Here is a 26,446-nt window from a genome sequence, read left to right on the forward strand (position 1 = left end):
TGCATAGACATTGGCATGCGTGTACCGCGAAAGTCTTGTTTCCGGAAGCGTTTTCATCAATTCTGAGGACATTTCAAGCTAATTGCTATCAAACTGTCATATGACAGCCATAGGCTTAAGGCAGAGCCGGAATGTTCCGGTGGAAGTCGGGACAGGAAAAATGAGCGAAAACAGCGTTATGGCGAGCGAAACCCCCAACGCGATTGAAGGCGGGACACACGAAATGACAGCCGGACTAGCCCCCAACCCAACCGTCGTTCCCGATGCGGACGTAGCCCCTGACGTTCACAAAGCTTTGAACGGCGAATTGATGCAAAGTTCCGACCGCTTTGTGAATCGCGAGTTTTCCTGGCTGCAATTCAACCGGCGTGTTCTCGAAGAAGCCGCGAATATGCGGCAGCCTCTGCTTGAACGCCTGCGCTTCCTGTCTATCTCCGCCGCCAATCTCGATGAATTTTTCATGGTCCGCATTGCCGGTCTCGCCGCTCAGGTGCGCGCCGGTGTGGCGATGCGCAGCGCCGATGGACGCACGCCGCAGGAACAGCTCGACTTCGTTCTGGACGAAGTAGGGCGCTTGCAGGAAGAACAGCAGGAACGCCTGCGTATGCTGCGCGAGGAACTGGAACAGGACAGCATCGAGATTGTTCGCCCGTCGGCGCTTTCAAAGCCCGAAAAGGAATGGCTTGAAAACCACTTCCTCGAAACGATTTTCCCTGTCCTGACGCCACTCTCCATCGATCCGGCGCATCCGTTCCCGTTCATTCCGAACCTCGGCTTTTCCATCGCCCTGCAGCTTGCGCGCCGCGCCGACAATCATCCGATGACGGCCCTTCTGCGTATTCCGGTCGCGCTCAAGCGCTTCATTCAGCTGCCGACAGACCAGCAAAACACCTACCGCTTCATCACCATCGAGGACGCGGTGAGCCTATTCATCGGGCGACTGTTCCCCGGTTACGAAGTGCGCGGCGCCGGTACGTTCCGCATCATCCGCGACAGCGATATCGAAGTGGAAGAAGAGGCGGAAGATCTCGTTCGTCTCTTCGAGACAGCACTGAAACGTCGCCGTCGCGGTCAGGTGATCCGCATCGAGTTTGATGGCGAAATGCCAGAAGCCCTGCGCGTCTTCGTGGCGACGGAACTTGGCGTTTCGGAAAACCGAATCAGCGTGCATGAAGGTCTTCTGGCGCTCAACATGATTTCGGAGATCGTTTCGATCCCGCGGGATGACCTCAAATTCGTATCCTACAATCCGCGTTTTCCGGAGCGTATTCGCGAGCATGGCGGCGATTGCTTTGCAGCGATTCGTGAAAAGGACATTGTGGTCCATCACCCCTATGAATCGTTCGACGTGGTGGTGCAGTTCCTCCGGCAGGCTGCAGCCGACCCGGATGTGCTGGCGATCAAGCAGACGCTCTATCGCACTTCCAATGACAGCCCGATCGTGCGCGCATTGGTAGATGCTGCAGAAGCGGGCAAGTCGGTAACGGCGCTGGTCGAGCTGAAGGCACGCTTCGATGAGGAAGCGAATATTCGTTGGGCACGCGATCTGGAGCGCGCGGGCGTTCAGGTTGTGTTCGGCTTCATCGAATTGAAAACCCACGCGAAAATGTCGCTCGTGGTACGCCGTGAAGATCAGAAGCTGCGCTCCTATGTGCATCTGGGCACGGGCAACTATCATCCGATCACGGCGCGTATCTATACCGACCTGTCGTTCTTTACGTCGGACGCGGATATTGCTCGCGACGTGGCACATATCTTTAATTTCATCACGGGCTATGCCCAGCCTGCCGAAGAGATGAAGATAGCGATTTCACCTTTCACGCTCCGCGCGCGAATCCTCAAGCACATCGAGGACGAGGTTGCGCATGTGAAGGCAGGGCGTCCGGCTGCGATCTGGATGAAGATGAACTCGCTGGTTGATCCACAGATTATTGACGCGCTCTACGTGGCGAGCCAGGCGGGCGTGCAGATTGATCTGGTCGTGCGTGGCATCTGCTGCCTGCGTCCGGGCGTTCCGGGGCTTTCCGACAATATTCGCGCCAAGTCGATTGTCGGACGTTTTCTCGAGCACAGCCGCATTTTCTGCTTCGGAAATGGCAATGACCTGCCTTCCGACAAGGCAATCGTCTATATCGGTTCCGCCGACATGATGCCGCGCAATCTTGATCGCCGCGTGGAGACGCTTGTTCCGATCACAAATGCAACAGTGCATCAGCAAATCCTGTCGCAAATCATGTTTGCCAACATAATTGATAACCAACAGAGCTATCAGCTACTTGCGGACGGCACCTCTCGCCGGATAGAAAAAGAAGCAGGAGAGGAACCTTTCAACGCGCAGGAATATTTCATGACCAATCCTAGCCTGTCGGGTCGCGGAAAGTCGCTGAAGTCTTCGGCCCCCCGCCTTATCGCGCATCGCAAGCGCGCGCAGGCGGAAAGAAAAACGACTGCATGAGTCCAGCTGTAGCACAAGGCCGCCTCAAGGGACTCAAGCCCGTCGCGGTCATCGACATTGGCTCGAACTCGATCCGTGTCGTCATCTATGAAGGCATCGTCCGTTCGCCGACGGTGCTTTTCAATGAAAAGATACTTTGCGGCCTCGGAAAGGGCCTCGCGAAAACCGGCAAGCTCAACGAGAAATCCGTTGAAGCGGCGCTTCGTGCGCTGAAGCGTTTTCGCGCTCTGGCCGAGCAGGCCGGCGCGGTTTCCATTCACGCGCTGGCGACTGCGGCTGCACGCGAAGCGAAAAACGGTCCGGATTTCATCGCACAGGCGGAAGCCATTCTCGGCCGGCACATCGAAGTGCTGTCCGGCAAGGAAGAAGCCTATTACTCGGCGCTCGGCATTATTTCCGGTTTCTTCCAGCCGAAGGGTGTCACGGGCGATCTCGGCGGCGGCAGCCTTGAGCTGATCGCGGTGGACGACCACGAGGTAGGCGAGGGGATCACCTTGCCGCTCGGTGGTCTGCGCTTGCAGGATATGTCCGATGGACGGCTGCCAGAGGCAACCAAGATTGCGCGCACGGAACTCGCAAAGGCGACGCTTTTGCAAGCCCATCAGGGCCAGGTTTTCTATGCGGTCGGCGGCACCTGGCGTAACCTTGCCAAGCTGCATATGACGGCGAAGAACTATCCGCTGCACGTCATGCACGGCTACGAGATGAATCCGGTGGACGCGCAGAGCTTCCTCAAGCGCGTTGCCAAGGGCAATCTCGACACGATGCGCGGCATTGAAGCGGTTTCGAAAAACCGCCGTCAGCTTTTGTCTTATGGCGCCACGGTGCTGCTCGAGACGATCCGTCTGATGAAGCCCTCCAAGATCGTTTTCTCGGCGCTCGGCGTGCGTGAAGGCTATCTTTATTCGCTTCTGCCCAAGAATGAGCAGCGGCTCGATCCGCTGCTGGCCTCGGCAGACGAACTGTCCATTCTCCGCTCGCGTTCTCCGCGTCATGCCCGCGAACTGGCAACCTGGACAACATTGTCCTTGCCGGTCCTCGGGTTTGACGAAACCGAGGACGAAGCGCGCTACCGACAGGCTGCCTGCCTCGTGGCCGACATAAGCTGGCGCGCGCATCCCGACTATCGCGGGTCGCAGGCGCTGAACATCATCGCTCACGGCTCGTTCGGCGGTATCGACCACGCCGGACGTTCCTTCATGGCGCTTGCCAATTATTATCGTCACGAAGGACTGATCGAAGACGAGATTGCGCCGGAGATCATGCAGCTCGCCACGCCGCGCCTGCGTGAACGGGCAAAGCTGCTTGGAGCCTTGCTGCGGGTGGTCTACCTTCTGTCGGCTTCGATGCCGGGCGTCATCCCACGCCTTGTCTGGCGTGAGGAAGAAAGCGGCATTGCGCTTGTCGTACCGGGAGACCTGGCCGATCTGATTTCGGATCGTCCCGAAGGCCGCTTGCAGCAGCTCTCCAAGCTGACCGGAAAGAACATCTATTTCGCGGTTGGTGATGCAGCCATCGAGGGGACGCGGGAATGAGGCAGTAAGTGAGTAGGGCAGTAAGGCAATATGTTAATGCTCGCGTTAGACATACTACCTTACTGCCCTATTACCTTATTCCCCTAACTCAACTGCCCTGATCCGCCGGTTCTCGAACTTGATGACGATCTTGCCGTCGATAAGATCGAGGGCTTTCTGACCGAAAACCTCGCGACGCCAGCCATGCAGGGCAGGCACATTGGCCTTGTCGCCTTCCGAGGCGATCTTGTCGATGTCGTCGGAATTCGCCACGATCTTTGCCGCGACGCCGTGCTCTTCCGTCACAAGCTTGAGCAGAACCTTGAGGATATCGGCGGCGGCGGCGCTGCCTTCCGGCGAATGCGACGGCTTCGGCAATTTTGGTAAATCTTCCTTCGGGATTTCAAGCGCGGACTGGATCGCTGCGACAAGTCCTGCAGCCTGTGCCGAACGCTCCCAACCCTTCGGGATCGAGCGGAGACGGCCCAGTGCTTCCGCGTCACGCGGCTGCTGCTGTGCGATTTCGGCTATGGTGTCGTCCTTGATGATACGCCCACGCGGCACATTGCGCTCGCGCGCTTCGCGTTCGCGCCAGGCGGCTACAGCTTGCACAATCGCAAGTTCCAGCGGTTTGCGGACGCGTGCCTTGACCCGGCGCCACGCATCGTCAGGGTGCATGTCATAGGTTTCGCGGGAAGTCAGCACCGCCATTTCCTCGTTCACCCACTCGCTGCGACCTTCTTTCTCCAGTTCTTCCTTCAGATAGAGATAGATATCGCGCAGATAGGTAACGTCGGCCAGTGCATAGTCGAGCTGCTTGTCTGAAAGCGGGCGACGGCGCCAGTCGGTAAACCGGGACGACTTGTCGATCTGCTTGCCGGTGACCTTCTGCACAAGCTGGTCATAGGAAATGGCATCGCCAAACCCGCAAACCATTGCCGCTACCTGACTGTCGAAGACAGGTGAAGGGATGAGATCGCCGAGATGGAAGACGATTTCGATGTCCTGCCGTGCTGCGTGGAAAACCTTGACGATCGTCTCGTCGGCCATCAGGCGGAAGAACGGCGCGAGGTCCAGCCCCGGCGCAAGCGCATCCACAAGCGCCGTATGGTCAGGCGAGGCCATCTGGATAAGGCACAATTCCGGCCAGAACGTCGTTTCACGGATGAACTCCGTGTCGACTGTAACAAAATCGGATTTGGCGAGGGCGGATACGGCCTCTTCGAGAGCCTGTGTTGTCGTAATCAGATGCATGTCTACCTTTTAGAGCATTTCCAGCAAAAGTGCGAAGCGGTTTTGCGTCGGATAATGCGACAAAACAAAGAGACAGAGCTTTGCCGCTTGTCGCGAAATAATCAGGAACTGGCGCTCCACTTAATACGCACATAGTGTTTTTTGTCGACACGTTACGTCAAGGTGGTTTAACACCAAAACCCGCAGGGAATGCAGACTTGACAAAACCCGGTCAAAATGCGCTTTTCCGCGAGAATTTAAAGCGTTTCCGTCAGCAAGGACTGACTTATTATTCCAAAGGCAGAAATCATGCACCGTTACCGCAGCCATACCTGCGCAGCCCTTCGCAAGACGGACGTTGGTTCGAACGTTCGCCTTTCCGGATGGGTTCACCGCGTCCGTGACCATGGCGGCATTCTCTTCATCGATCTTCGCGATCATTATGGCATTACCCAGATCGTGGCCGATCCCGATTCGCCCGCCTTCAAGGTTGCCGAAACCGTTCGCGGCGAATGGGTTATCCGTGTCGATGGTGAAGTGAAGGCCCGCGCAGGCGATGCGGTCAATACCAATCTGCCAACTGGCGAAGTCGAAATCTTCGCAACCGAAATCGAAGTGCTGGCCGCTGCCAAGGAATTGCCGCTGCCTGTATTCGGCGAGCCGGACTACCCGGAAGATATCCGCCTGAAGTACCGTTTCCTCGACCTTCGCCGTGAAACGCTGCACAAGAACATCATGAGCCGCACCAAGATCATTGCCGCGATGCGTCGCCGCATGACCGAAATCGGCTTCAATGAGTTCACCACGCCGATCCTGACAGCTTCCTCGCCGGAAGGCGCGCGCGACTTCCTCGTGCCGAGCCGTATTCATGAAGGCAAGTTCTACGCGTTGCCGCAGGCGCCGCAGCAGTACAAACAGCTTCTGATGGTTGCCGGTTTCGACCGCTACTTCCAGATCGCGCCGTGCTTCCGCGACGAAGACCCGCGGGCAGACCGTCTGCCGGGCGAGTTCTACCAGCTCGACCTCGAAATGAGCTTCGTGACCCAGGAAGAAGTATGGGAAACGATGGAACCAGTCATGCGCGGCATCTTCGAAGAGTTTGCCGAAGGCAAGCCGGTGACGCAGCAGTTCCGTCGCATTGCCTATGACGATGCGATTCGCACCTATGGTTCGGACAAGCCGGATTTGCGTAACCCGATTGAAATGCAGGCTGTGACCGAGCATTTCGCCGGTTCGGGCTTCAAGGTCTTCGCAAACATGATCGCCAACGATCCGAAGGTCGAAGTCTGGGCAATTCCGGCCAAGACCGGCGGTTCGCGCGCATTCTGTGACCGCATGAATTCCTGGGCGCAAAGCGAAGGCCAGCCGGGTCTCGGCTATATCTTCTGGCGCAAGGAAGGTGACAAGCTTGAAGGCGCTGGTCCGATTGCCAAGAACATCGGTGAAGAGCGCACGGAAGCGATCCGCACGCAGATGGGTCTCGAAGACGGCGATGCCTGCTTCTTCGTTGCCGGTCTGCCGTCCAAGTTCTACAAGTTCGCTGGCGATGCCCGCACGCGCGCTGGCGAAGAACTGAACCTCGTCGATCGTGATCGTTTCGAACTGGCATGGATCATCGACTTCCCGTTCTACGAATGGGACGAAGACAACAAGAAGCTCGACTTCGCACACAATCCGTTCTCCATGCCGCAGGGCGGTATGGACGCTCTGGAAAACCAGGACCCGCTTGCGATCAAGGCTTACCAGTACGATCTCGTCTGCAACGGCTTCGAAATTGCCTCGGGTTCGATCCGTAACCAGCTGCCGGACGTCATGGTCAAGGCATTTGAAAAGGTTGGCTTGAGCCAGCAGGACGTGGAAGAGCGTTTCGGCGGTCTTTATCGTGCGTTCCAGTACGGTGCACCTCCGCATGGCGGCATGGCTGCCGGTATCGACCGCGTCATCATGCTTCTGGTCGGTGCAAAGAATCTGCGCGAAATCTCGCTGTTCCCGATGAACCAGCAGGCACTTGATCTTCTGATGAACGCGCCTTCGGATGTGTCGCCCGCGCAGCTGCGCGACCTGCATATCCGTCTGGCTCCCGTACAGAAGAGCTAAACGACCTCGATGAAAAGAAAAAACCCGGCCTTGAGCCGGGTTTTTGTTAGTTGAAGAAAAGCTCGGTGAATTTCCTCACCGGGCTTGTTCGTTTTAATTATTGGCGTCGACGCTGACTTTGAGAAGCTGGATGATCTTCGTCGGGTCCAGCGATGCGGTGGCAACGATGGAAGCGAAAGTCACCGGCTGGTCCGGCGATGCGCTGATGGTCAGTGACTTCGGATCGTCGAAGAACTTGTCGGATGCAGCCTTGAGCTGCTGGGCAAAATCCGGGTTCTTGAGCTGTGTCGCCATCAGCGGAACCATCATCTTCATCTGCTCGCCAAGCTGCTTGCCATCGGCGCCCTGCTGCTTGCCGTAATAGTCGAGAAGCTTCTGGGTCAGGGTTTCGTTGTCGAAGCGGATCGACAGGTTCTTCAGGTTCAGCTGTTCCGCCAGACCCAGAATTGCAAGTCCGGCAGCATCCTTGTCTGCATCGGCCTTGCTCATGTTTTCCTGTGTCTTCTGGACGGCTTCGAGGAAGGCCAGATCATAGCCACCGAGGCTGCCGGTGATGTTGATCTTGCCGAGTTCCTCGGCCTGAAGTTCCAGCTGGTCCAGCGATGTGTCGCCCGAAGTCGGCGACCAGCTGCCCTTGGAGTTCAGCGAGCCGTTGAAGGTGTTCATGTCGAGCGGTGCAAGCGGGTTCTTGCCGCCCTTCTCAAAGGTCGCGTCGATATTGGCGATGGTCCAGACATAGCCGATCTTCTCGGCCTTGTTGGAGGTGTCGAGCGACAGGTCGAACCCCTTTACGGTGGCGCCATCCGTGCCGGGGGTGCCGAACTGGATTTCGTCAATCTTCAGCTTGTCATACATGACCATGCTGTCGAGCGGACCCTTGGCGGTTTCCGACGGAATATGCACGTTCTGCATGGCAAGGCCCTTGATCTCGGCCTTGTCGTTCTTGTCTTCCTCGCCAGCAAAGGCAAGATCGGGCACGGTGACCTGTTCGATGCTGTAGCCGCCGTCCGGCGCATCCTGAACGTTCTGGAGCGTCACGTCGCCGAGGGCGGTTTCTTTTTCGCCCACTGTCGGCAGCTTGATCTTGGTGCCCTGGAGCACGATGTCGGAGCCGTTCGCCTGAACATTGGCGAAGCTCAGTTCGCCGCCCTGTTTCGCATAAAGTGCCTTGATACGCTCGGCGACTGCATTGGCGTCAGCTGCCATGGCCGCGCTGCCGAAAATCAGCGAAAGCGCTGTACCTGCAGCCAAAACACGTGCCGCTGGCTTGATATTGACGAAAACCTGCATTCGAAGCTCCTGCCTAATCTCTAATATAGCGCGGCATTCATAGGCGGAAATCACTCGCAATAACAACATGATTTCCTCATCCTGCGATTGCAGCCGGGGAAACTTGCCCCCAATAGCTCTATAGGACACAAATGGCGGCAGGATTGCGACTATTACACACTAATGTACTGGATTGGTTCTCCTGAAGTCTTGCTGGCGAATCGCGCAGTTGGTACTGAGAGACATGGGAAAAAGTCTGATTCCGCCGGATGACGGCGAAGAACACATCGAACGGGTCGATCTCAAATCGGCTCTCGAGGAACGTTACCTCGCTTATGCGCTGTCGACGATCATGCATCGTGCGCTGCCGGACGTGCGCGACGGCTTGAAGCCGGTGCATCGTCGCATCATGCACGCCATGCGTCTGCTGCGTCTCAATCCCGATCAGGCCTATGCAAAATGCGCCCGTATCGTCGGTGATGTGATGGGTAAGTTCCATCCGCATGGCGATGCGTCGATCTACGATGCGCTGGTGCGTCTGGCGCAGGATTTCGCGGTGCGTTATCCGCTCGTGGACGGGCAGGGCAACTTCGGCAATATCGACGGCGATAACGCGGCTGCCATGCGTTACACCGAAGCGCGTATGACGGAAGTGGCGACATTGCTGCTGGAAGGCATCAACGAAAACGCCATCGATTTCCGCCCGACCTATAATGAAGAGGACGAAGAGCCGATCGTTCTGCCGGGCGCTTTCCCGAACCTGCTTGCAAACGGTTCGGCAGGCATTGCGGTCGGCATGGCGACCAATATTCCGCCGCATAATGTGGCGGAGCTTTGCTCGTCGGCGCTCTATATCATCAATCATCCTGACGCGCCGGTTGAGGAACTCGTTACCTCGCCGGAGCAATGGGAAGAACTGAAGCGCGAAGCCGAGACCGACCCGGCTGCTCTGTTGAAGTGCAAGGTGCGTGGCCCGGATTTCCCGACCGGCGGCATCCTTGTCGAAGAGCATGGCAATATCCTGGAAGCCTATCGCACGGGCCGCGGCGCATTTCGTGTGCGCGCCCGCTGGGAGAAGGAAGAGGGCAATCGCGGCACCTGGGTGATCGTCGTCACCGAAATTCCCTATCAGGTTCAGAAATCGCGCCTGATCGAAAAGATTGCCGAGCTGCTGCTGGCAAAGAAGCTGCCATTGCTCGACGACATTCGTGACGAGTCGGCGGAAGACATCCGTATCGTTCTGGAGCCGAAGAACAGGACTGTTGATCCTGAACTGCTGATGGAATCGCTGTTCAAGCTGACCGAGCTGGAAAGCCGCGTTTCACTGAACATGAACGTGCTGTCGCATGGCAAGGTGCCGAATGTTCTGTCGTTGGGCAGCGTTCTGCGCGAGTGGCTCGACCATCGCAAGGAAGTGCTTGTCCGCCGTTCGCAATTCCGTCTGGCGGAAATCGAAAGACGCCTGGAAATCCTTGGCGGCTTCCTGATCGCCTATCTTAATCTGGATGAAGTGATCCGCATCATCCGCGAGGAGGATGAGCCGAAGCAGGACCTGATGCGGACCTTCGAGCTGACCGACGTTCAGGCCGAGTCGATCCTCAATATGCGCCTGCGTTCGTTGCGCAAGCTTGAGGAATTCGAAATCCGCAAGGAGTTCGACGATCTCACCGTCGAGAAGACCGATCTCGAAGGGTTGCTCGCTTCCGGTACGCGCCAATGGAAGAATATCAGTGCAGAAATCAAGGCGGTGCGTGAAAAGTTCGGTCCGAAGACCAAGCTCGGCGCACGTCGCACGACCTTTGCTGATGCTCCGACCCATGATCTGGAAGATATTCATCAGGCGATGATCGAGCGAGAGCCGGTCACGATTGTGGTTTCGGAAAAGGGCTGGCTGCGCGCGATGAAGGGGCATCTAGCCGATTTCTCGACGCTCGCCTTCAAGGAAGGCGACAAGCTCAAGCTCGCTTTCCATGCCGAGACGACGGACAAGCTTCTGTTCTTCACGACGGGCGGCAAGTTCTTCACTATCGGCGCAAACACGCTACCGGGCGGTCGCGGCCATGGCGAGCCGATCCGCATCCTTGTCGATATGGAAAACGATCAGGATATCTTGACGGCCTTCGTGCATGATCCATCCGCGAAACTGCTGCTCGTCAGCCATGAAGGTAACGGTTTCATCGTTCCAGAAAACGAAGCGGTCGCCAACACCCGCAAGGGCAAGCAGGTGATGAACGTCAAGGCGCCGGACGAGGCAAAGCTTTGCCAGCGCGTTTCCGGCGATCATATCGCTGTCGTCGGCGAGAATCGCAAGATGGTGGTCTTCCCGCTTTCCGACATTCCGGAAATGACACGCGGCAAGGGCGTGCGCCTGCAAAAATACAAGGATGGCGGTGTTTCCGACGTCCGCACCTTTGCACTTGCCGAGGGGCTTTCCTGGCAGGATTCGGCAGAGCGCACCTTCAATCGCAACAAGGAAGAGCTTGTCGAGTGGATCGGCGCACGCGCCTCTGCGGGCCGTCTGGTGCCGAAGGGGTTTCCGCGTTCAGGCAAGTTCTAAGTGTCTGATCTAAAAGTCGCCATGCCGGTCTAAAATGGCAATTTCTGTGCTTCCGGTGCTCACGTACCTTTATGTACGCTGCGCTCCGGTTCTCGAAATCACCATTTTCACCACGGCCTGCCGCTTTTTGATTCAGACACTGCGCAAACGGATCAATAAAAAAGCGGCTTTCGCCGCTTTTTATGTCTAACCCTCAAACCGTTGCCAGCCGCGGGGGCCAAGATGCTCCTGCGGGGTAAAGCGGATCTTGTATTGCATCTTGCGTGATCCCTCGACCCAATAGCCGAGATAGACATGCGGCAGACCGGCGGCGTGTGCGCGCTGGATATGATCGAGGATCATGTAGGTTCCAAGCGACCGGTCATGCATATGCGGTGAGAAGAACGAGTAAACCATCGACAGGCCATCGGCCATCACGTCGGTGAGTGCTACGGCGATCAGCTCGCCGTCGCCTTTGGCGCTGATGAAGCTTTCCGGACCGCGCTTGCGATATTCGATGATCTGCGTGTTCACATGCGTATCCTCGATCATCATCGCATAGTCGAGGACAGTCATGTCCGACATGCCGCCGGAACGATGGCGCGCGTCGAGATAATCGCGAAAAAGTGCATATTGTTCGGTGCTGGGCTGTGCCTTGTGCACGCGCCCGATCAGGTCATTATTCTGCGTCCAGACGCGGCGCATGTTGCGCGTCATCTTGAACTCTCCGGCAAGGATGCGAACGGATATGCAGGCCCTGCACAGTTCGCAAGCCGGACGATAGGCAATGTTCTGGGAACGGCGGAAGCCGCCTTGGGTCAGAAGATCATTGATCTCGTTCGCTTTGTCGCCGACCAGATGCGTAAAGACTTTTCGCTCCATCTGACCCTCAAGATAGGGACAAGGCGACGGAGCTGTCAGAAAGAACTGCGGAGACTGTTGCGGTTGATGGGTCATTCAATATCCACGAAATGGCTTAACTTATTCGCTTTGACGCGTTTTCCTACACAAAACCGCTTCGCACTTTTGCTGGAAATGCTCTGGCAAAACCATCACGATACTATCTCTAAAGATTGAGCCGACGGCACAAAACGTCAATAGGCATTTTGCGCAGCCGGCTCTGAATTTTTTTGATCTGAAGCATCGACCCGAAAATCCGAATAGACTTTGGGGTCGATGCGTTGATTCAACTCTATGCGTTTATCGATCTGAACGGATCACAGCCGTGCCGAGCAGAAGATCATGCACCGTGCGCTTGCGGTCGAGAACCAGCGAAGCGAGCAGGATCAGCGGTGTCAGCACCACGTTGAGACCCCAGAACAGAACCGTGTGCACGATTGCGAGCATCGGATCGACCGTGCCGCCTTCGAGCCGGACGAGCTTGATGTTCATCATCTGCATGCCTTTGGTGGCCTGCTGCGGTCCACCCAGAGTGCGTGCAATGTAAAACAGCGCCACCATTGGAAACATGATGCCGTAGAGCATCCAGCCAAGGCTGAGCGTAATGATGCCGAGGATTGCAATGACGATTGCTGCCGGGATGCAGAGCAGAAAGACAATCAGGTAATCGATAAGAAAAGCCATAATACGGCGCGTGCGCACGCCTTCAAAGAATGCGCGGCTTTCATAACGCGGGCCCATGACTTCGCCGTGCAGAATATGGTCGGACATTTTTCCTTCCAGTCGTTTCCAAGGAAGCGTCCGGGGGAGTGTGACAACCGGCGCTGTCCCGCTACCTCAGCGGAACAGTCATCAACATGGTAACCAAAACCGGCGGTTTCAAGGAAATTTGAAGATTTCCTGCCGAAAGGACTTGCCGTTTAACCCTGTTGCTTAAGCTTTTCAGCCACTTCGATTGCGAAGTAAGTAAGAATTCCGTCGCAACCGGCGCGCTTGAACGCCATGAGGCTCTCCATCATCACCTTTTCTTCGTCAATCCAGCCATTAATCCCGGCGGCCTTGATCATCGCGTACTCGCCCGACACCTGATAGGCATAGGTGGGAAGGCGGAATTCGCTTTTCAGGCGATGGATGATGTCGAGATAGGGCAAGCCCGGCTTGACCATCAGCATATCTGCGCCTTCAGCAATATCCTGCTCGGCTTCGCGCACGGCTTCTTCCGGATTGGCCGGGTCGAGATAATAGGTCTTCTTGTCGCCCTTCAGCAGCCCCTGCGTGCCGATGGCATCGCGATAAGGACCATAAAAGGCGGAAGCGAATTTGGTGGCATAAGACATGATCGGCAGATGGCGGAACCCATGTTCGTCCAGCGCCTGACGCACGGCGCCGACGCGACCGTCCATCATATCGGACGGAGCAATGATATCCGCACCGGCTTCAGCTTGCGAAAGCGCACCACGAACCACCATGGCGACCGATTCGTCGTTGACGATCTCGCCGTTCCGCAAAATGCCGTCATGGCCGTGCGTGGTGAAGGGATCGAGCGCCGCGTCGGTGATGATGCCGATTTCAGGCACTTCCTTCTTGATTGCGCGCACAGCGCGATTGATCAGATTGTCCGGGCTTGCGACGAAAGCACCGTCCTCAGTCTTCACTTCCAGCTTTTCACGCGGGAAGGGGGCAATGGCGGGAATGCCGAGCCTGGCGGCTTTTTCCGCCATGCGAACAGCCATGTCGACCGAATAGCGTTCGACACCGGGCATTGCTTCCACAGGTTCTGCCACACCGGTTCCATAGGTCAGGAAGAACGGCAGGATGAGATCATCGACCGTCAGCCGGGTTTCCTGCACCAGCCTGCGCGACCAGTCGGCCTTGCGCATACGGCGCAGACGTCTGCTGCCGGTAACGTCATCGACATGCTGGCTGATATTGGTGGGCAGATATTTGGATTGGCGGTCGGTCATTTGAATAATCCCGAGAAGTGAAGCCTTAATTCCCAAATTTTGGAGGCTGATATCGGATGCGCACCGTTTATCATGGGAAAAGTGATGAAACCAAGAACATTGACCTGTGCAGGATTGACGCGGGGCGTCTCACTTTCTACCCATTTGATGGAACGGGAGACACGATATGCAGATTGACTTCGGCGGCGGCAGCGAAATCAGCTTTGAACGCAAGGGAAAAGCGGGGCTTGTGAAGCTTACGCGGACCGAGGCCCTCAATGCGCTCACGCGTAAAATGATTCTGGCGCTGGATCGCGCATTGCAGGCCTGGGAAGACGATCCTGAAGTGGCCTGTGTGATTCTCGAAGGCGAAGGGCGCGCATTCTGCGCGGGCGGTGATGTGGTTGCCGCCTACAAGGCCGGTCAGGCCGGAACACCTGCTTACGAATTCTTCCGCGACGAATATCGGCTCAATGCGCGCATTGGCCGTTTTCCAAAACCCTATATCTCGCTGATCAACGGGATCGTCATGGGCGGTGGTGCGGGCATTTCCGTTCACGGTTCGCACCGCATCGTGACGGAAAACACCATGTTCGCCATGCCGGAAACCGGCATCGGCTTCTTCCCGGATGTGGGTGGCAGCGCTTTTCTGCCGCATCTGCACGACAATTTCGGATATTATCTTGCGCTGACCGGCAACCGTATTCGCTGGGGCGACTGCCTGCAAAGCGGAATTGCAACACACGCCGTCGCTGCAAGCGATCTGCATGATTTGCGGGACGACATCATCGCAACCGCCGACATTGATGCGGCTCTGACGCGCAGCCAGTATCCCGATTTTGAAACCGCTGTTGAAACGCGCCAGATCATTGCGGAATGCTTTTCCGGCGCAACGCTTGCCGATTGCATGGCTTCGCTGGAAAAGGAAGCCGAAGCGGGCAGCAAGGCCGCAATGGACATCGTGAAGGTGATCGCCACGCGTTCACCAACCAGTGTCGCGGTTACTTTCCGCCAGATTGCCGATGGTCGTCCGCTCGATCTCGATGATTGCATGCGCATGGAATACCGCATTGCCAACCGGATGCTGGAAGCGCACGACTTCTATGAAGGCGTTCGCGCATTGCTCATAGACAAGGACGGTGCGCCGAACTGGAAACCCGCAACGCTCAACGAAGTGAAACCCGAACAGGTCAATGTCTATTTTGCAAATCTGGGTGACAAGGAACTGACCTTGTGGTGAGGATCGGCTGATGCATATGAACGAGCTGCGCCAGCATACCCAGCCGAGCGGAACCGAATGGGCCTTCACATGGTTCGTTCGGATACTCGCCCTTGTGGCGCTGGCAAGTGGTGTTTTCTACTGGATCAGGCTGATCGGTATTCAACCGGGACTTCTATGGCGTTTCGATCTGATGCCGTGGCCCTGGCAGACTGCGGTTGTGGCTCTGGCCGTTTTGATGCCCGTTGCTGCGACAGGTCTGTGGATGCGCGCACCGTGGGGGCCTGTGCTCTGGTTCGTAGCAGCGCTCGGCGAAATCGCCATCTATTCCGTTTTTTCCCGGCATTTCGAATACAAGCCGCTGACAGTTGGGTTCAACGCGGCCTGCATCGTCATTTTTATCGCTTTTCGTATTCTGCTCTTCTTCGAAAAGAGACGGCAGGCCCGTGCGAGCCTGCCGATCTAGCTTCTAGAGCGCTTGCGTACCCTCATAGCGGGCAAAGGGCTTCGTCATCTGGCCTTTGAAAAGCAGAACATCATAGGTATCGGTTTTGCTGCCCGGCATTTCCATGCCCGGCGATCCCATCGGCATGCCGGGTGCAGTCAGTCCCGTTGCCTGCGGGCGTTCTGCCAGCAGCCGCTTGACTGCACCGGCAGGAACATGTCCCTCGATGACATATCCATCGACGACTGCCGTGTGGCATGAGACGAGATTGGCACCAACGCCATACTTTGCCTTTACGGTGTCCATCGCTTCCTCGACTTTAACCGTCACATTGAAGCCAGCAGCTTTCATATGTTCAGCCCAGCCCTCGCAGCAGCCGCAATAGGGATCTTTATACATGGTCATTTGCGGAGCTGCGGTAACCGGTTCAGCATGAGCGAAACTCACAAAGCCGGTAAAGCTTAACAGCCCGCCGACCACGAAATAATGTGCAAGACGAAGCGCCATGGTCCCTCCAATGGATTGTTGATGGCTCGTATTTAGCCACTATCCAGACACTTCTCAAATGACGAAAGTTTAATGTAGCAGGTCTTTCTAAGGCCCGGAAAACCGGCATTCTTGCGCTGTAACAATGTATCCGGGCGCGGTCCCGCAAATGGCGCAGAGTAAGTAAACATTAAGCCTGAATGGTCAATCTGTCCGGTAAGTTACTGTTAAGGCTGACTTTTAAGTCGAATTTTATGCATCTCCCCTAAATTCCTCTCAAGACACGGTGAGAAACAATACACCGCATAAAACAGGACAGAGAGCTGCATCATGGTTTCATGGAATGCGGCTCCAACAGAGAGGCAAAAGAAATGATCAACGCACAGCGCAAGACGGACATATCCGCTCCGCTCACGACACCGGAAACCGCACTTCGTTCGCTTTATCTGGAAGCGCTCCAGCTGGTCGAGCGCCTGCATCGCCGCCTGCTCGACGTCGTCAAGGACGAGTTCGACCGCAATGGCCAGAGCGACATCAATGCGACGCAGGCGCTTCTGCTCTTCAACATCGGCAATTCGGAACTGACCGCCGGTGAACTGCGCTCGCGCGGTTACTATCTCGGCTCGAACGTTTCGTACAACCTGAAGAAGCTGGTCGAAATGGGCTTCATTCATCATCAGCGCTCGCGCGTTGACCGTCGTTCGGTGCGCGTCAGCTTGACGGACAAGGGCAATGCTATTGCCGATCAGGTGGCTTCGCTCTACGAACGCCATATCTCCTCGATCGAACAGGTTGGCGGTATTCAGGTCGAAGAATTCACGGCGATGAACAAGTCGCTGCAGCGTCTCGACCGTTTCTGGAACGACAGCATCGCTTACCGGCTCTAAAGAAAGCGGGTCGGTGTTAACTGACTGACTGCTTTGTTGCAGAACTGTCACAACAGGCTGCCATTGAGAAGAATAAGGCGCTGTGAAGCTCCCAATCGTAAGGCGCATGGCTTGAAATTCGGGCCATGCGACATGATTAAGCCATAAAAAACGACATAAGCGTTTTAGAGCGGCACGGGCAATATTGTGCCACCTTCAGTCAGGAATGGGCTCGAAATCGAATTTCGGATGAGCGAGCAGCTTTGCATCGTCTGCAGTCCGGATATCGCCTTGTTGACCTATTGCTGATATTCTCTGGGAAGATCCCGCGCGAGCGGTTAGCCTTTTGGGACTAAGCAAAATGACCAAGACCGACAGACCAGCCGATACTTTAAGAGTAGACCGCCGCAGTTTCCTGCGCGGCGCGGCAACCGCCGGCCTTTCCGTGGCAGCCTCCGCCATGGTTTCCTCGGCTTACGCTCAACAAGCTCTGACCGATGTAATCTCATCGTCGCGTCGCGGCAACTGGGCTGACCAGTTCGATGCCCGCGCGACGGGTGGCCAGCGGGTCGCAACCAACCAGCCGGTTTTGAGCCCGCAGACGGTTGGCAATCTCCAGACCGCTATCGCTCAATATACCGACATTGCCGGCCGCGGTGGCTGGCCGAGCGTTCCGGGTAATACAAAACTCCAGATCGGCGTCACCGATCCGTCCGTCCAGGCACTGCGCAAGCGCCTCATGATTTCTGGCGATCTGCCACAGGAAGCCGGGCTTTCCAGTTCTTTCGACACCTATGTCGATGCTGCCGTGAAGCGCTTCCAGTCCCGTCATGGTCTGCCGGCCGACGGCGTCATGGGACAGTTCACCTATGCGGCCATGAATGTGGACGCGAATACGCGTCTCGGCCAGCTCCAGACCAATCTGCAGCGTCTCTCGCCTCTCGCCAATCAGGGCCTGCAGGAACAGCGTTTCGTGATGGTCAACATCCCGGCTGCGCGTATCGAGGCCGTTGAAGGTGGCAGCGTCATGCAGCGCCATACGGCAGTTGTCGGTAAGATCGACCGTCAGACGCCGATCCTCAATTCGAAGATTCACGAAGTCATTCTCAATCCTTACTGGACTGCGCCAAAGTCGATCATCCAGAAGGATATCATTCCGCTGATGCGGAAAGACCCGCAATATCTGGCGAAGAACAAGATCCGCCTCTACGACCAGTCCGGTCAGGAAGTGGCGCCGGAAAGCATCGACTGGAATACGGACGATGCGGTAAAGCTGATGTTCCGTCAGGATCCGGGCAAGATCAACGCCATGTCCTCGACCAAGATCAACTTCCACAACCAGTACGCCGTTTACATGCACGACACGCCGCAGAAGAGCTATTTCAACAAGCTCATGCGTTTCGACTCGTCGGGCTGCGTTCGCGTCCAGAACGTGCGCGACCTCGATGTGTGGCTGCTGAAGAACACCGCAGGCTGGGATCGTCAGAACATCGAAAGCACGATCAAGTCGGGCACGAACACGCCGATCCAGCTCGCCGATCCGGTTCCGCTGCATTTTGTTTACATTACTGCGTGGTCTACCGGCGACGGCGTGGTGCAGTTCCGCGACGACATCTACAAGATGGATGGCGCAACCGAACTCGCTCTTGGCACCGACACCTGATTCTCATCTTGAGTTTGATTTTCCAAAGCCGTCCGGACCCGTTCCGGGCGGCTTTTTAGTTGCAAGGCATTTATCAAATCGGTTTGCCGCATTTTGGAATAAGCTTTTCGCTTTGCGACCATTGGCCTTGTGCATTCAAGTGTGATAATGCGCCTCATCCATATAGCTTTTACCGGCTAACCCGGAGGGTGTGAAACATGTCTCAAGCCAACGCCGCCGCCAAGAACGCGTCGTCCGACGTTTTCTTCAATGCAAGCCTCGAGGACATCGATTCCGAGATTTTCGGAGCAATCCGCAACGAACTCGGTCGTCAGCGCCATGAAATCGAGCTGATTGCCTCGGAAAACATCGTTTCGCGCGCTGTTCTCGAAGCGCAGGGTTCCATCCTCACCAACAAATATGCCGAAGGCTATCCGGGCAAGCGCTATTATGGCGGCTGCCAGTATGTCGACGTCGTGGAAGAACTGGCCATCGAACGCGCCAAGAAGCTCTTCGGCGCCGAATTTGCCAACGTTCAGCCGAACTCGGGCAGCCAGATGAACCAGGCCGTGTTCCTTGCGCTTCTTCAGCCGGGCGACACGTTCATGGGCCTCGACCTCAATTCGGGTGGTCACCTGACCCACGGCTCGCCGGTCAACATGTCCGGCAAGTGGTTCAATGTCGTGTCCTATGGCGTTCGCAAGGACGACCATCTGCTCGACATGGATGAAGTTGCCCGCCTCGCACGCGAGAACAAGCCGAAGCTCATCCTCGCAGGCGGTACTGCTTACTCGCGCGTCTGGGACTGGAAGCGTTTCCGCGAGATCGCCGATGAAGTCGGTGCCTATCTCATGGTCGATATGGCGCATATTGCCGGTCTTGTTGCCGGTGGCGTCCATCCTTCGCCGGTTCCGCATGCGCATGTCTGCACCACGACGACGCACAAGTCGCTTCGCGGTCCACGCGGTGGCATGATCCTCACCAACGACGCCGACATCGCCAAGAAGATCAATTCGGCTGTGTTCCCGGGTCTTCAAGGCGGTCCGCTGATGCACGTCATCGCCGGTAAGGCTGTTGCTTTTGCCGAAGCGCTGAAGCCGGAGTTCAAGCTTTATGCCAAGAACGTCGTCGACAATGCGCGCGCGCTCGCCGAAGAACTGAAGTCCAATGGCCTCGACATCGTCTCGGGTGGCACCGATAACCATCTGATGCTGGTCGATCTGCGTCCGAAGAACGCAACCGGCAAGCGTGCAGAGGCTGCTCTTGGCCGCGCCAACATCACCTGCAACAAGAACGGCATTCCGTTCGACCCTGAAAAGCCGTTTGTCACGTCCGGCGTCCGCCTCGGCACGCCTGCTGGCACCACGCGCGGTTTCGGCGTAACCGAGTTCAAGGAAATTGGTTCGCTGATCGCCGAAGTGCTGGATGGTCTGAAGGCTGCCAATTCCGATGAAGGCAATGCCGCTGTCGAACAGGCCGTGAAGGAAAAGGTCATGGCCTTGACCGACCGTTTCCCGATGTATGGCTATCAGGGTTAAGCCTGCTTCCATAATTGAGATGAAGCCCCGTTCAACTCTGTTGAGCGGGGCTTTTTCATTGTCGCATCTGGTAGGTAGCTTACCGCTTATGGGCTATGATCGCCGGGAATCGGTTGACGATGGCAAAGCTCTTGAGTTTTTGGCGGGGGTGTCCCCACATATGAGCTGTTCGTCGCCAGTGCTAAAGCTGCCGATATTGAAATTGCCGATATTGAAATCGAAAGTGTTCCATGCGTTGTCCCTATTGCCAGTCTGAAGATACGCAAGTGAAGGATTCCCGTCCGGCGGAAGACGGTGCGGTCATTCGCCGGCGTCGTGTCTGTTCGGTGTGTGGAGGCCGTTTCACGACCTTTGAGCGCGTACAGTTGCGTGACCTGATGGTCGTGAAGAAAAGCGGGCGCCGAGTTCCTTTCGATCGCGACAAGCTTACGCGGTCTATCGAAGTGGCGCTACGCAAGCGCGACGTCGATAATGACCGGGTGGAACGCGCCATTTCCGGCATTGTCCGCCAGCTTGAAAGTTCGGGTGAGGCGGAGGTGACGTCCGACGAAATCGGGCGGCTGGCCATGGATGCGCTGAAAGGCATCGATGATATCGCCTATATCCGCTTTGCTTCGGTCTATCGCAATTTCAGCAAGGCCGTCGATTTCCACAATGTCATTGATGAACTGACAGTTGCTGAAACCGAGGACGATCTGGACGTTTAGGCATGAGTGGCAGCAAATTTCCGCCTTCGAATGCAACTGCGGATGACGTCCGCTTCATGGAAGCGACGATCCGTTATGCACGGCGTCACAAGGGGCTGACGGGAACCAATCCGTCCGTCGGCACGATCATCGTCAAGGATGGCGTCATCGTCGGACGTGGCGTGACTGCAATTGGCGGCAGGCCTCATGCCGAGCCGCAGGCGCTTGCAGACGCGGGAGAAGCGGCGCGTGGCGCGACGGCTTATGTGACGCTGGAACCTTGTGCGCATCACGGACGCACACCGCCTTGCGCGGAAGCGCTGGTGCGGGCGGGTGTGGCGCGTGTCGTGGTTGCCGCGACCGATCCGGACGAACGGGTCAGCGGAAGAGGCTTTGCCATTCTGCGCGAGGCAGGGATTGAGGTTGTGCCAGGCATTCTTGCCGAACAGGCTGCCGATGATCTTGCGGGCTATCTGAATCGATCTGCGAAGAAGCGCCCGGAAGTGATTCTGAAACTTGCACTTTCTGCCGATGGCATGATCGGCCGTCGGGGCGAGGGACAGCTTGCAATAACGGGGTCGGTTGCGCGCGCCCAGTCGCATATCCTGCGGGCCCAGACCGATATTATCCTGATTGGCATCGAAACCGCCCTGGCCGACGATCCGGTGTTGAACTGCCGCCTGCCGGGGCTGGAACAGCGTTCGCCTGTTCGGGTGGTGCTCGATAGCGGATTGCGTTTGCCGCTTTCCTCGAAACTTGTACAGACCGCTGATGCCCAGCCCTTATGGATCGCCTGTGGTGAAGAAGCGTTGCCGGAGCGGCGCTACGAGTTGCAGGCGGCCGGTTGCCGGATTCTCGCGACCGAAGCTTATGATTGCCGCATCGCTCTGCCCGAACTGATGGACGATCTCGCTGCGCAAGGCATTTCCTCGGTTCTCGTTGAAGGCGGAGCAGGTGTTGCGAAGAGCTTTCTGGACGAGGGGCTGGTGGACCGGCTTGCCATCTTCCGTTCGCCGGTTGAAATCGGCTCAGAATTTGGGGTTGCCGTGGACGGGCTTGAAACCCATATCGCAGACAAGTTCAAAATCTTAAGGCAGGCTCGCTATGGCGACGATGCCTATGCGGAATATGTAAGTGCCAGAATGTAAAAGCCTCAGGTCGCAGCAAAAATGGTGGTTTTCGAGAACCGGAGCGCAGTGTACTTAAGTACATGAGCGCCGGAAGCGCAGGAAACCGCTATTTGCGAGCCAAGACATGGCGACTTTTGGATCAGGCACGAAGGAGACTTGATGTTTACAGGCATTATTACCGATATCGGCAAGGTTGACCGGATCAAGCCGCTGAATGAAGGCGTTCTTCTGCGTATTGAAACTGCCTATGATCCCGAAACGATTGAGCTTGGTGCATCGATTGCCTGTTCAGGCGTCTGCCTCACAGTGGTGGCGCTGCCAGAAAAAGGCACGAATGCCCGCTGGTTCGAGGTTGAGGCATGGGAAGAAGCGCTGCGCCTGACCACAATCTCCAAATGGCAGAGCGGACGGAACATCAATCTGGAACGTTCTCTGAAACTTGGCGACGAAATGGGCGGCCACCTCGTTTCCGGCCATGTCGATGGGCAGGCTGAAATCGTCGAGCGCAAGGAAGAAGGCGATGCAGTGCGCTTCACCCTGCGTGCGCCGGAAGAACTGGCCCCATTTATCGCCCAGAAAGGTTCGGTCGCCCTCGATGGAACCTCGCTGACGGTTAATGGCGTCAATGGCAACGAGTTTGATGTGCTTCTGATCCGCCACTCGCTTGAAGTCACGACCTGGGGCGAGCGGAAAGCAGGCGACAAGGTGAATATCGAGATCGACCAGCTGGCACGTTACGCAGCAAGGCTTGCGCAATATCAGAAATAGGCTTACAGCCTAAATTCCCAGGCTGTAAAAGCATATCCCGATTTTAAGCGTTGACCGCAATCGTTGCGGTCCGCAAAATTTGTCATGGAGTCTCTCATGTCCAAGCACGAGGCGCATGCGCCGCATTTGCTTATTGTTGAAGCGCGTTTCTACGATGATCTCGCCGACGCGCTTCTGGATGGCGCAAAGGCAGCCTTGGATGAGGCAGGGGCAACCTACGACGTGGTGACGGTACCTGGCGCGCTGGAAGTTCCGGCGGTCATTTCTTTCGCACTCGATGGTGAAGACAATGGCGGCAAGGAATATGACGGCTTTGTCGCGCTTGGCACGGTTATCCGTGGCGAAACCTATCATTTTGATATCGTGTCCAATGAATCCTGCCGCGCACTCACCGATCTTTCGGTCGAGGAAAGCATCGCCATCGGCAACGGCATTCTGACGGTCGAAAACGAAGAGCAGGCATGGGTACGCGCCCGCCGTGAAGACAAGGACAAGGGCGGTTTTGCCGCCCGCGCTGCGCTGACCATGATCGACCTGCGCAAGAAGTTCGGAGTCTGATCATTATGAATTCTTCTACCGAAGGCCGCCCAACCCCCAATCTCCCACGCACGGCGAACAAGCGCGGTGTTGCCCGTCTTGCTGCAGTCCAGGCGCTTTATCAGATGGATGTTGCCGGAACAGGTGTTCTGGAAGTGGTGGCTGAGTACGAAGCTTTCCGTCTCGGCAAGGAAGTGGATGGCACGCAGTATCTTGATGCCGATCCGCAATGGTTCCGCGCAATCGTGGCCGGTGTCGTCGATGAACAGCTGAAGCTCGATCCGATGATCCATCAGGCGCTGACGGAAGACTGGCCGCTGTCGCGTCTCGATTCGACCCTGCGCGCCATTCTCCGTGCTGGCGCCTGGGAATTGCAGACACGCAAAGACGTGCCGACGGCTGTTATCGTGTCGGAATATGTTGATATCGCCAAGGCTTTCTACACGGAAGACGAGCCGAAGCTGGTCAATGCCGTACTTGATCGCCTGGCATTCGTCATTCGTGGCGAGAGCCGCGGTGTGAAACCGCGCTGATCCGGCTTCCCTGACAATAATCATGAAAAAAGGGCTGTGAGAAATCGCAGCCCTTCTTTCATTGTACGCTGGCAAAGAACGACTTGACGTTTGTTAAACCGTTTCGCATGTTGGGTACGCGGCATTGAGAATGCTGAAATGCAAGGAATCGCGCCAATTGATTGATTTCTCAGGCATGTCGCGCAAAAGTGCGTAGCAGTTTTGCGAGAACGACAGGCCTGAAATCAGAGACATAAAGCGCTGAGAGCGAATCTGAAAGATCGCGATCCGCTTTAGGCGTAAGTTCCAGACGTGAATATACCGAAGAAGCCCGGTATCTTGCATTGGCTTCAGGCACTTCCATGCCGCTCAATCGGGTCCGGGGAGGGGTTTTCGGGCCTAACCTGCGCATGTGCCTGCCGACAATCGCGGCTCGCGGTCTGACGGTAGCCAGCGCGAGCTCAATGGGAGTTGGCCTTTATGCAAATGGGAGTGGCAGTCTTAGTTCTCGTCATTGCCTGCGGCGTGGTTTCCGTTCTTTTCGCCATATGGGCGATCCGTTCGGTTCTTGCAGCCGATCAGGGGACGCAGCGCATGCAGGAAATTGCTGAAGCCATCCGCGAGGGTGCCTCAGCCTATCTCACAAGACAATATTCGACGATTGCCATTGTCGGCGTCGTGGTCTTTCTGGCAGCCTGGTATTTGTTGTCGATCAGTGCCGCAATCGGTTTCCTGATTGGCGCGGTTCTGTCGGGCGTTACCGGCTTTATCGGAATGCACGTTTCGGTTCGCGCCAATGTGCGCACCGCCCAGGCAGCTTCACTCAGCCTCGCCGGAGGGCTTGAGCTGGCCTTCAAGTCAGGGGCCATTACCGGCCTTCTGGTGGCAGGGCTCGCGCTGCTCGGCGTATCCGTTTACTATTTCATTCTCACTGTCTGGCTTGGTTATTCGCCGTCCGACCGCACGGTTATCGATGCGCTGGTGTCGCTCGGCTTCGGTGCTTCGCTGATCTCGATCTTCGCGCGTCTTGGCGGTGGTATCTTCACCAAGGGCGCTGACGTCGGCGGCGATCTTGTCGGCAAGGTCGAGGCCGGTATTCCAGAGGATGATCCGCGCAACCCAGCAACCATTGCGGATAATGTCGGCGACAATGTCGGCGATTGCGCAGGAATGGCTGCCGACCTTTTCGAAACCTACGCGGTGACAGTCGTCGCAACCATGGTTCTCGGCGCAATCTTCTTCAACGGATCGGACATTCTTTCGAGCGTCATGCTCTATCCGCTGATGATCTGCGGCGCCTGTGTCATCACGTCAATCGTGGGCACATTTTTCGTCAAGCTCGGCGTCAATGGCTCCATCATGGGTGCCCTCTATAAGGGGCTGATAGCGACGGGCCTGCTTTCCATCGTTGGTCTTGCTATTGCCAATACGCTGACCGTTGGCTGGGGTGAAATCGGTACTGTGGCTGGTAAAAGCATTACCGGCACCAATCTCTTCATTTGCGGACTGATCGGTCTGATCGTTACCGGTCTGATCGTTGTGATCACAGAATACTATACCGGCACCAACAAACGTCCGGTCAATTCCATCGCGCAGGCCTCGGTAACAGGGCACGGTACGAATGTCATTCAGGGGCTGGCGGTTTCGCTTGAATCCACGGCTCTGCCAGCGATCGTGATTGTCGGCGGTATTATTTCGACCTACCAGCTGGCTGGTCTGTTCGGTACGGCAATCGCCGTCACTGCCATGCTTGGTATTGCCGGGATGATCGTTGCGCTCGATGCCTTCGGTCCGGTCACGGATAATGCGGGTGGCATTGCGGAAATGGCCGGTCTCGACCCGGAAGTCCGCAAGGCCACCGATGCGCTCGATGCCGTTGGCAACACTACCAAGGCCGTCACGAAGGGCTATGCTATCGGTTCGGCAGGGCTTGGCGCACTGGTGCTGTTCGCGGCCTATTCCAACGATCTGGCCTACTTTGCCGCCAACGGACAGACCTATCCTTATTTCGCCGATATGGGGCCGGTTTCCTTCGATCTCTCCAACCCTTATGTGGTTGCGGGGCTGATCTTTGGCGGCCTGATCCCTTATCTGTTCGGTGGCATGGCGATGACCGCCGTGGGCCGGGCCGGAGGCGCGGTCGTGCAGGAAGTGCGCCGCCAGTTCCGTGAAAAGCCAGGCATCATGACCGGCAAGGAGCGCCCGGACTATGCCCGCGCGGTCGATCTTCTGACCAGGGCGGCCATTCGCGAGATGATCATCCCGTCGCTCCTGCCTGTGCTGGCGCCGATTGTGGTCTATTTCGGCGTGCTGCTTATCTCAGGCTCGAAGGCTGCAGCCTTTGCAGCGCTCGGCGCATCGCTTCTGGGCGTTATTGTCAACGGCCTCTTCGTCGCGATTTCCATGACGTCCGGAGGTGGCGCATGGGACAATGCCAAGAAGAGCTTCGAGGACGGGTTTACCGATGCCGACGGCGTGAAGCACCTGAAAGGGTCGGAAGCGCATAAAGCATCAGTGACCGGCGATACGGTTGGTGATCCCTATAAGGATACGGCCGGTCCGGCTGTCAATCCGGCGATCAAGATCACCAACATCGTGGCCCTTCTTCTGTTGACTGTGTTGGCGCATATGTCCTGACGGACATGCATTGTGAAAAAAGAAAACCCGCCG

The 26,446-nt window shown here is 56.7% G+C and carries 21 protein-coding genes; 15 read left to right on the plus strand and 6 right to left on the minus strand.

The window, feature by feature from the left end; translation table 11 throughout:
* Positions 1 to 223 precede the first annotated feature (223 nt).
* Together KWJ32_RS20405 and ppx are read left to right on the plus strand one after the other, a co-directional pair.
* Positions 224 to 2,455 carry an RNA degradosome polyphosphate kinase gene (locus KWJ32_RS20405; protein ID WP_256886216.1) on the plus strand — a complete coding sequence of 744 codons (2,232 nt, stop codon included), beginning with the start codon at positions 224 to 226 and terminating at the stop codon, positions 2,453 to 2,455.
* Positions 2,452 to 3,990 carry an exopolyphosphatase gene (gene ppx / locus KWJ32_RS20410; RefSeq protein WP_256886206.1) on the plus strand — a complete coding sequence of 513 codons (1,539 nt, stop codon included), beginning with the start codon at positions 2,452 to 2,454 and terminating at the stop codon, positions 3,988 to 3,990. The genes KWJ32_RS20405 and ppx overlap by 4 nt, the downstream gene beginning before the upstream one ends.
* Before the next feature lie 75 nt (positions 3,991 to 4,065).
* Here ppx and rnd read toward each other — a convergent pair whose 3' ends face one another.
* Complete coding sequence (gene rnd / locus KWJ32_RS20415; protein WP_010661077.1) at positions 4,066 to 5,223, minus strand: ribonuclease D; 1,158 nt, start codon at positions 5,221 to 5,223, stop codon at positions 4,066 to 4,068.
* Positions 5,224 to 5,511: 288 nt separating this feature from the next.
* On the opposite strand from rnd, the gene aspS reads away from it, so the two are divergent.
* A complete protein-coding gene (aspS, locus tag KWJ32_RS20420) occupies positions 5,512 to 7,299 on the plus strand; it encodes an aspartate--tRNA ligase (protein WP_010661078.1) in 1,788 nt (595 codons plus the stop codon).
* 93 nt (positions 7,300 to 7,392) lie between these two features.
* On the opposite strand, the gene KWJ32_RS20425 is transcribed toward aspS, so the two are convergent.
* Positions 7,393 to 8,589, minus strand: a complete 1,197-nt coding sequence (locus KWJ32_RS20425) for a hypothetical protein (protein WP_010661079.1) — start codon at positions 8,587 to 8,589, stop codon at positions 7,393 to 7,395.
* Between the two features lie 223 nt (positions 8,590 to 8,812).
* Here KWJ32_RS20425 and KWJ32_RS20430 point away from each other — a divergent pair, with 223 nt between their 5' ends.
* Entirely contained in the window at positions 8,813 to 11,125 is a 2,313-nt protein-coding gene (locus tag KWJ32_RS20430; protein ID WP_040129453.1) for a DNA topoisomerase IV subunit A, read from the plus strand.
* A gap of 186 nt (positions 11,126 to 11,311) precedes the next feature.
* Here KWJ32_RS20430 and KWJ32_RS20435 read toward each other — a convergent pair whose 3' ends face one another.
* From KWJ32_RS20435 to hemB, 3 genes are all read right to left on the minus strand, one after another.
* A complete protein-coding gene (locus KWJ32_RS20435) occupies positions 11,312 to 12,061 on the minus strand; it encodes an arginyltransferase (RefSeq protein WP_012092346.1) in 750 nt (249 codons plus the stop codon).
* A gap of 243 nt (positions 12,062 to 12,304) precedes the next feature.
* A complete protein-coding gene (locus KWJ32_RS20440; RefSeq protein ID WP_010661082.1) occupies positions 12,305 to 12,775 on the minus strand; it encodes an RDD family protein in 471 nt (156 codons plus the stop codon).
* 149 nt (positions 12,776 to 12,924) lie between these two features.
* Entirely contained in the window at positions 12,925 to 13,968 is a 1,044-nt protein-coding gene (gene hemB / locus KWJ32_RS20445; protein ID WP_040129451.1) for a porphobilinogen synthase, read from the minus strand.
* Between the two features lie 166 nt (positions 13,969 to 14,134).
* On the opposite strand from hemB, the gene KWJ32_RS20450 reads away from it, so the two are divergent.
* Positions 14,135 to 15,187 carry an enoyl-CoA hydratase/isomerase family protein gene (locus tag KWJ32_RS20450; protein WP_040129449.1) on the plus strand — a complete coding sequence of 351 codons (1,053 nt, stop codon included), beginning with the start codon at positions 14,135 to 14,137 and terminating at the stop codon, positions 15,185 to 15,187.
* A gap of 10 nt (positions 15,188 to 15,197) precedes the next feature.
* The gene (locus KWJ32_RS20455) at positions 15,198 to 15,632 is read left to right on the plus strand and encodes a DUF6163 family protein (protein ID WP_012092343.1); all 435 of its coding nucleotides are present in this window, start codon (positions 15,198 to 15,200) and stop codon (positions 15,630 to 15,632) included.
* Positions 15,633 to 15,635: 3 nt separating this feature from the next.
* Here the strand turns inward: KWJ32_RS20455 and KWJ32_RS20460 are convergent, their stop codons facing one another.
* Complete coding sequence (locus tag KWJ32_RS20460) at positions 15,636 to 16,118, minus strand: DUF411 domain-containing protein (RefSeq protein WP_040129447.1); 483 nt, start codon at positions 16,116 to 16,118, stop codon at positions 15,636 to 15,638.
* A 350-nt stretch (positions 16,119 to 16,468) separates the two neighbouring features.
* On the opposite strand from KWJ32_RS20460, the gene KWJ32_RS20465 reads away from it, so the two are divergent.
* From KWJ32_RS20465 to KWJ32_RS20505, 9 genes are all read left to right on the plus strand, one after another.
* Positions 16,469 to 16,984, plus strand: a complete 516-nt coding sequence (locus tag KWJ32_RS20465) for a MarR family winged helix-turn-helix transcriptional regulator (RefSeq protein ID WP_010661087.1) — start codon at positions 16,469 to 16,471, stop codon at positions 16,982 to 16,984.
* Between the two features lie 340 nt (positions 16,985 to 17,324).
* Positions 17,325 to 18,626, plus strand: a complete 1,302-nt coding sequence (locus tag KWJ32_RS20470; RefSeq protein ID WP_010661088.1) for a murein L,D-transpeptidase — start codon at positions 17,325 to 17,327, stop codon at positions 18,624 to 18,626.
* A 197-nt stretch (positions 18,627 to 18,823) separates the two neighbouring features.
* Complete coding sequence (gene glyA, locus KWJ32_RS20475; RefSeq protein ID WP_010661089.1) at positions 18,824 to 20,143, plus strand: serine hydroxymethyltransferase; 1,320 nt, start codon at positions 18,824 to 18,826, stop codon at positions 20,141 to 20,143.
* Positions 20,144 to 20,373: 230 nt separating this feature from the next.
* Complete coding sequence (nrdR, locus tag KWJ32_RS20480) at positions 20,374 to 20,850, plus strand: transcriptional regulator NrdR (protein WP_010661090.1); 477 nt, start codon at positions 20,374 to 20,376, stop codon at positions 20,848 to 20,850.
* A 2-nt stretch (positions 20,851 to 20,852) separates the two neighbouring features.
* Positions 20,853 to 21,977, plus strand: a complete 1,125-nt coding sequence (gene ribD / locus KWJ32_RS20485) for a bifunctional diaminohydroxyphosphoribosylaminopyrimidine deaminase/5-amino-6-(5-phosphoribosylamino)uracil reductase RibD (protein ID WP_040129445.1) — start codon at positions 20,853 to 20,855, stop codon at positions 21,975 to 21,977.
* A gap of 141 nt (positions 21,978 to 22,118) precedes the next feature.
* Complete coding sequence (locus tag KWJ32_RS20490; protein WP_010661092.1) at positions 22,119 to 22,727, plus strand: riboflavin synthase; 609 nt, start codon at positions 22,119 to 22,121, stop codon at positions 22,725 to 22,727.
* A gap of 96 nt (positions 22,728 to 22,823) precedes the next feature.
* A complete protein-coding gene (locus KWJ32_RS20495) occupies positions 22,824 to 23,285 on the plus strand; it encodes a 6,7-dimethyl-8-ribityllumazine synthase (RefSeq protein WP_010661093.1) in 462 nt (153 codons plus the stop codon).
* 5 nt (positions 23,286 to 23,290) lie between these two features.
* Positions 23,291 to 23,797 carry a transcription antitermination factor NusB gene (gene nusB / locus KWJ32_RS20500; protein WP_010661094.1) on the plus strand — a complete coding sequence of 169 codons (507 nt, stop codon included), beginning with the start codon at positions 23,291 to 23,293 and terminating at the stop codon, positions 23,795 to 23,797.
* A gap of 459 nt (positions 23,798 to 24,256) precedes the next feature.
* On the plus strand, positions 24,257 to 26,413 hold the full coding sequence (locus KWJ32_RS20505; RefSeq protein WP_256886207.1) for a sodium-translocating pyrophosphatase: 2,157 nt from the start codon (positions 24,257 to 24,259) through the stop codon (positions 26,411 to 26,413).
* Positions 26,414 to 26,446 lie beyond the last annotated feature (33 nt).

The organism is Ochrobactrum sp. BTU2, assembly GCF_024539785.1.
GTDB lineage: Bacteria > Pseudomonadota > Alphaproteobacteria > Rhizobiales > Rhizobiaceae > Brucella > Brucella anthropi.

Excerpts from the sequence above, each read along its gene's own strand:
- KWJ32_RS20425 (WP_010661079.1), bottom strand. The coding sequence starts at position 8,589 with ATGCAGGTTTTCGTCAATATCAAGCCAGCGGCACGTGTTTTGGCTGCA.
- KWJ32_RS20505 (WP_256886207.1), top strand. The coding sequence starts at position 24,257 with ATGCAAATGGGAGTGGCAGTCTTAGTTCTCGTCATTGCCTGCGGCGTG.
- glyA (WP_010661089.1), top strand. The coding sequence starts at position 18,824 with ATGTCTCAAGCCAACGCCGCCGCCAAGAACGCGTCGTCCGACGTTTTC.
- KWJ32_RS20405 (WP_256886216.1), top strand. The coding sequence starts at position 224 with ATGACAGCCGGACTAGCCCCCAACCCAACCGTCGTTCCCGATGCGGAC.
- nrdR (WP_010661090.1), top strand. The coding sequence starts at position 20,374 with ATGCGTTGTCCCTATTGCCAGTCTGAAGATACGCAAGTGAAGGATTCC.
- KWJ32_RS20470 (WP_010661088.1), top strand. The coding sequence starts at position 17,325 with ATGACCAAGACCGACAGACCAGCCGATACTTTAAGAGTAGACCGCCGC.
- KWJ32_RS20435 (WP_012092346.1), bottom strand. The coding sequence starts at position 12,061 with ATGACCCATCAACCGCAACAGTCTCCGCAGTTCTTTCTGACAGCTCCG.
- rnd (WP_010661077.1), bottom strand. The coding sequence starts at position 5,223 with ATGCATCTGATTACGACAACACAGGCTCTCGAAGAGGCCGTATCCGCC.
- KWJ32_RS20460 (WP_040129447.1), bottom strand. The coding sequence starts at position 16,118 with ATGGCGCTTCGTCTTGCACATTATTTCGTGGTCGGCGGGCTGTTAAGC.
- KWJ32_RS20440 (WP_010661082.1), bottom strand. The coding sequence starts at position 12,775 with ATGTCCGACCATATTCTGCACGGCGAAGTCATGGGCCCGCGTTATGAA.
- aspS (WP_010661078.1), top strand. The coding sequence starts at position 5,512 with ATGCACCGTTACCGCAGCCATACCTGCGCAGCCCTTCGCAAGACGGAC.
- KWJ32_RS20430 (WP_040129453.1), top strand. The coding sequence starts at position 8,813 with ATGGGAAAAAGTCTGATTCCGCCGGATGACGGCGAAGAACACATCGAA.
- KWJ32_RS20495 (WP_010661093.1), top strand. The coding sequence starts at position 22,824 with ATGTCCAAGCACGAGGCGCATGCGCCGCATTTGCTTATTGTTGAAGCG.
- KWJ32_RS20455 (WP_012092343.1), top strand. The coding sequence starts at position 15,198 with ATGCATATGAACGAGCTGCGCCAGCATACCCAGCCGAGCGGAACCGAA.
- hemB (WP_040129451.1), bottom strand. The coding sequence starts at position 13,968 with ATGACCGACCGCCAATCCAAATATCTGCCCACCAATATCAGCCAGCAT.
- KWJ32_RS20490 (WP_010661092.1), top strand. The coding sequence starts at position 22,119 with ATGTTTACAGGCATTATTACCGATATCGGCAAGGTTGACCGGATCAAG.
- ribD (WP_040129445.1), top strand. The coding sequence starts at position 20,853 with ATGAGTGGCAGCAAATTTCCGCCTTCGAATGCAACTGCGGATGACGTC.
- ppx (WP_256886206.1), top strand. The coding sequence starts at position 2,452 with ATGAGTCCAGCTGTAGCACAAGGCCGCCTCAAGGGACTCAAGCCCGTC.
- nusB (WP_010661094.1), top strand. The coding sequence starts at position 23,291 with ATGAATTCTTCTACCGAAGGCCGCCCAACCCCCAATCTCCCACGCACG.
- KWJ32_RS20450 (WP_040129449.1), top strand. The coding sequence starts at position 14,135 with ATGCAGATTGACTTCGGCGGCGGCAGCGAAATCAGCTTTGAACGCAAG.
- KWJ32_RS20465 (WP_010661087.1), top strand. The coding sequence starts at position 16,469 with ATGATCAACGCACAGCGCAAGACGGACATATCCGCTCCGCTCACGACA.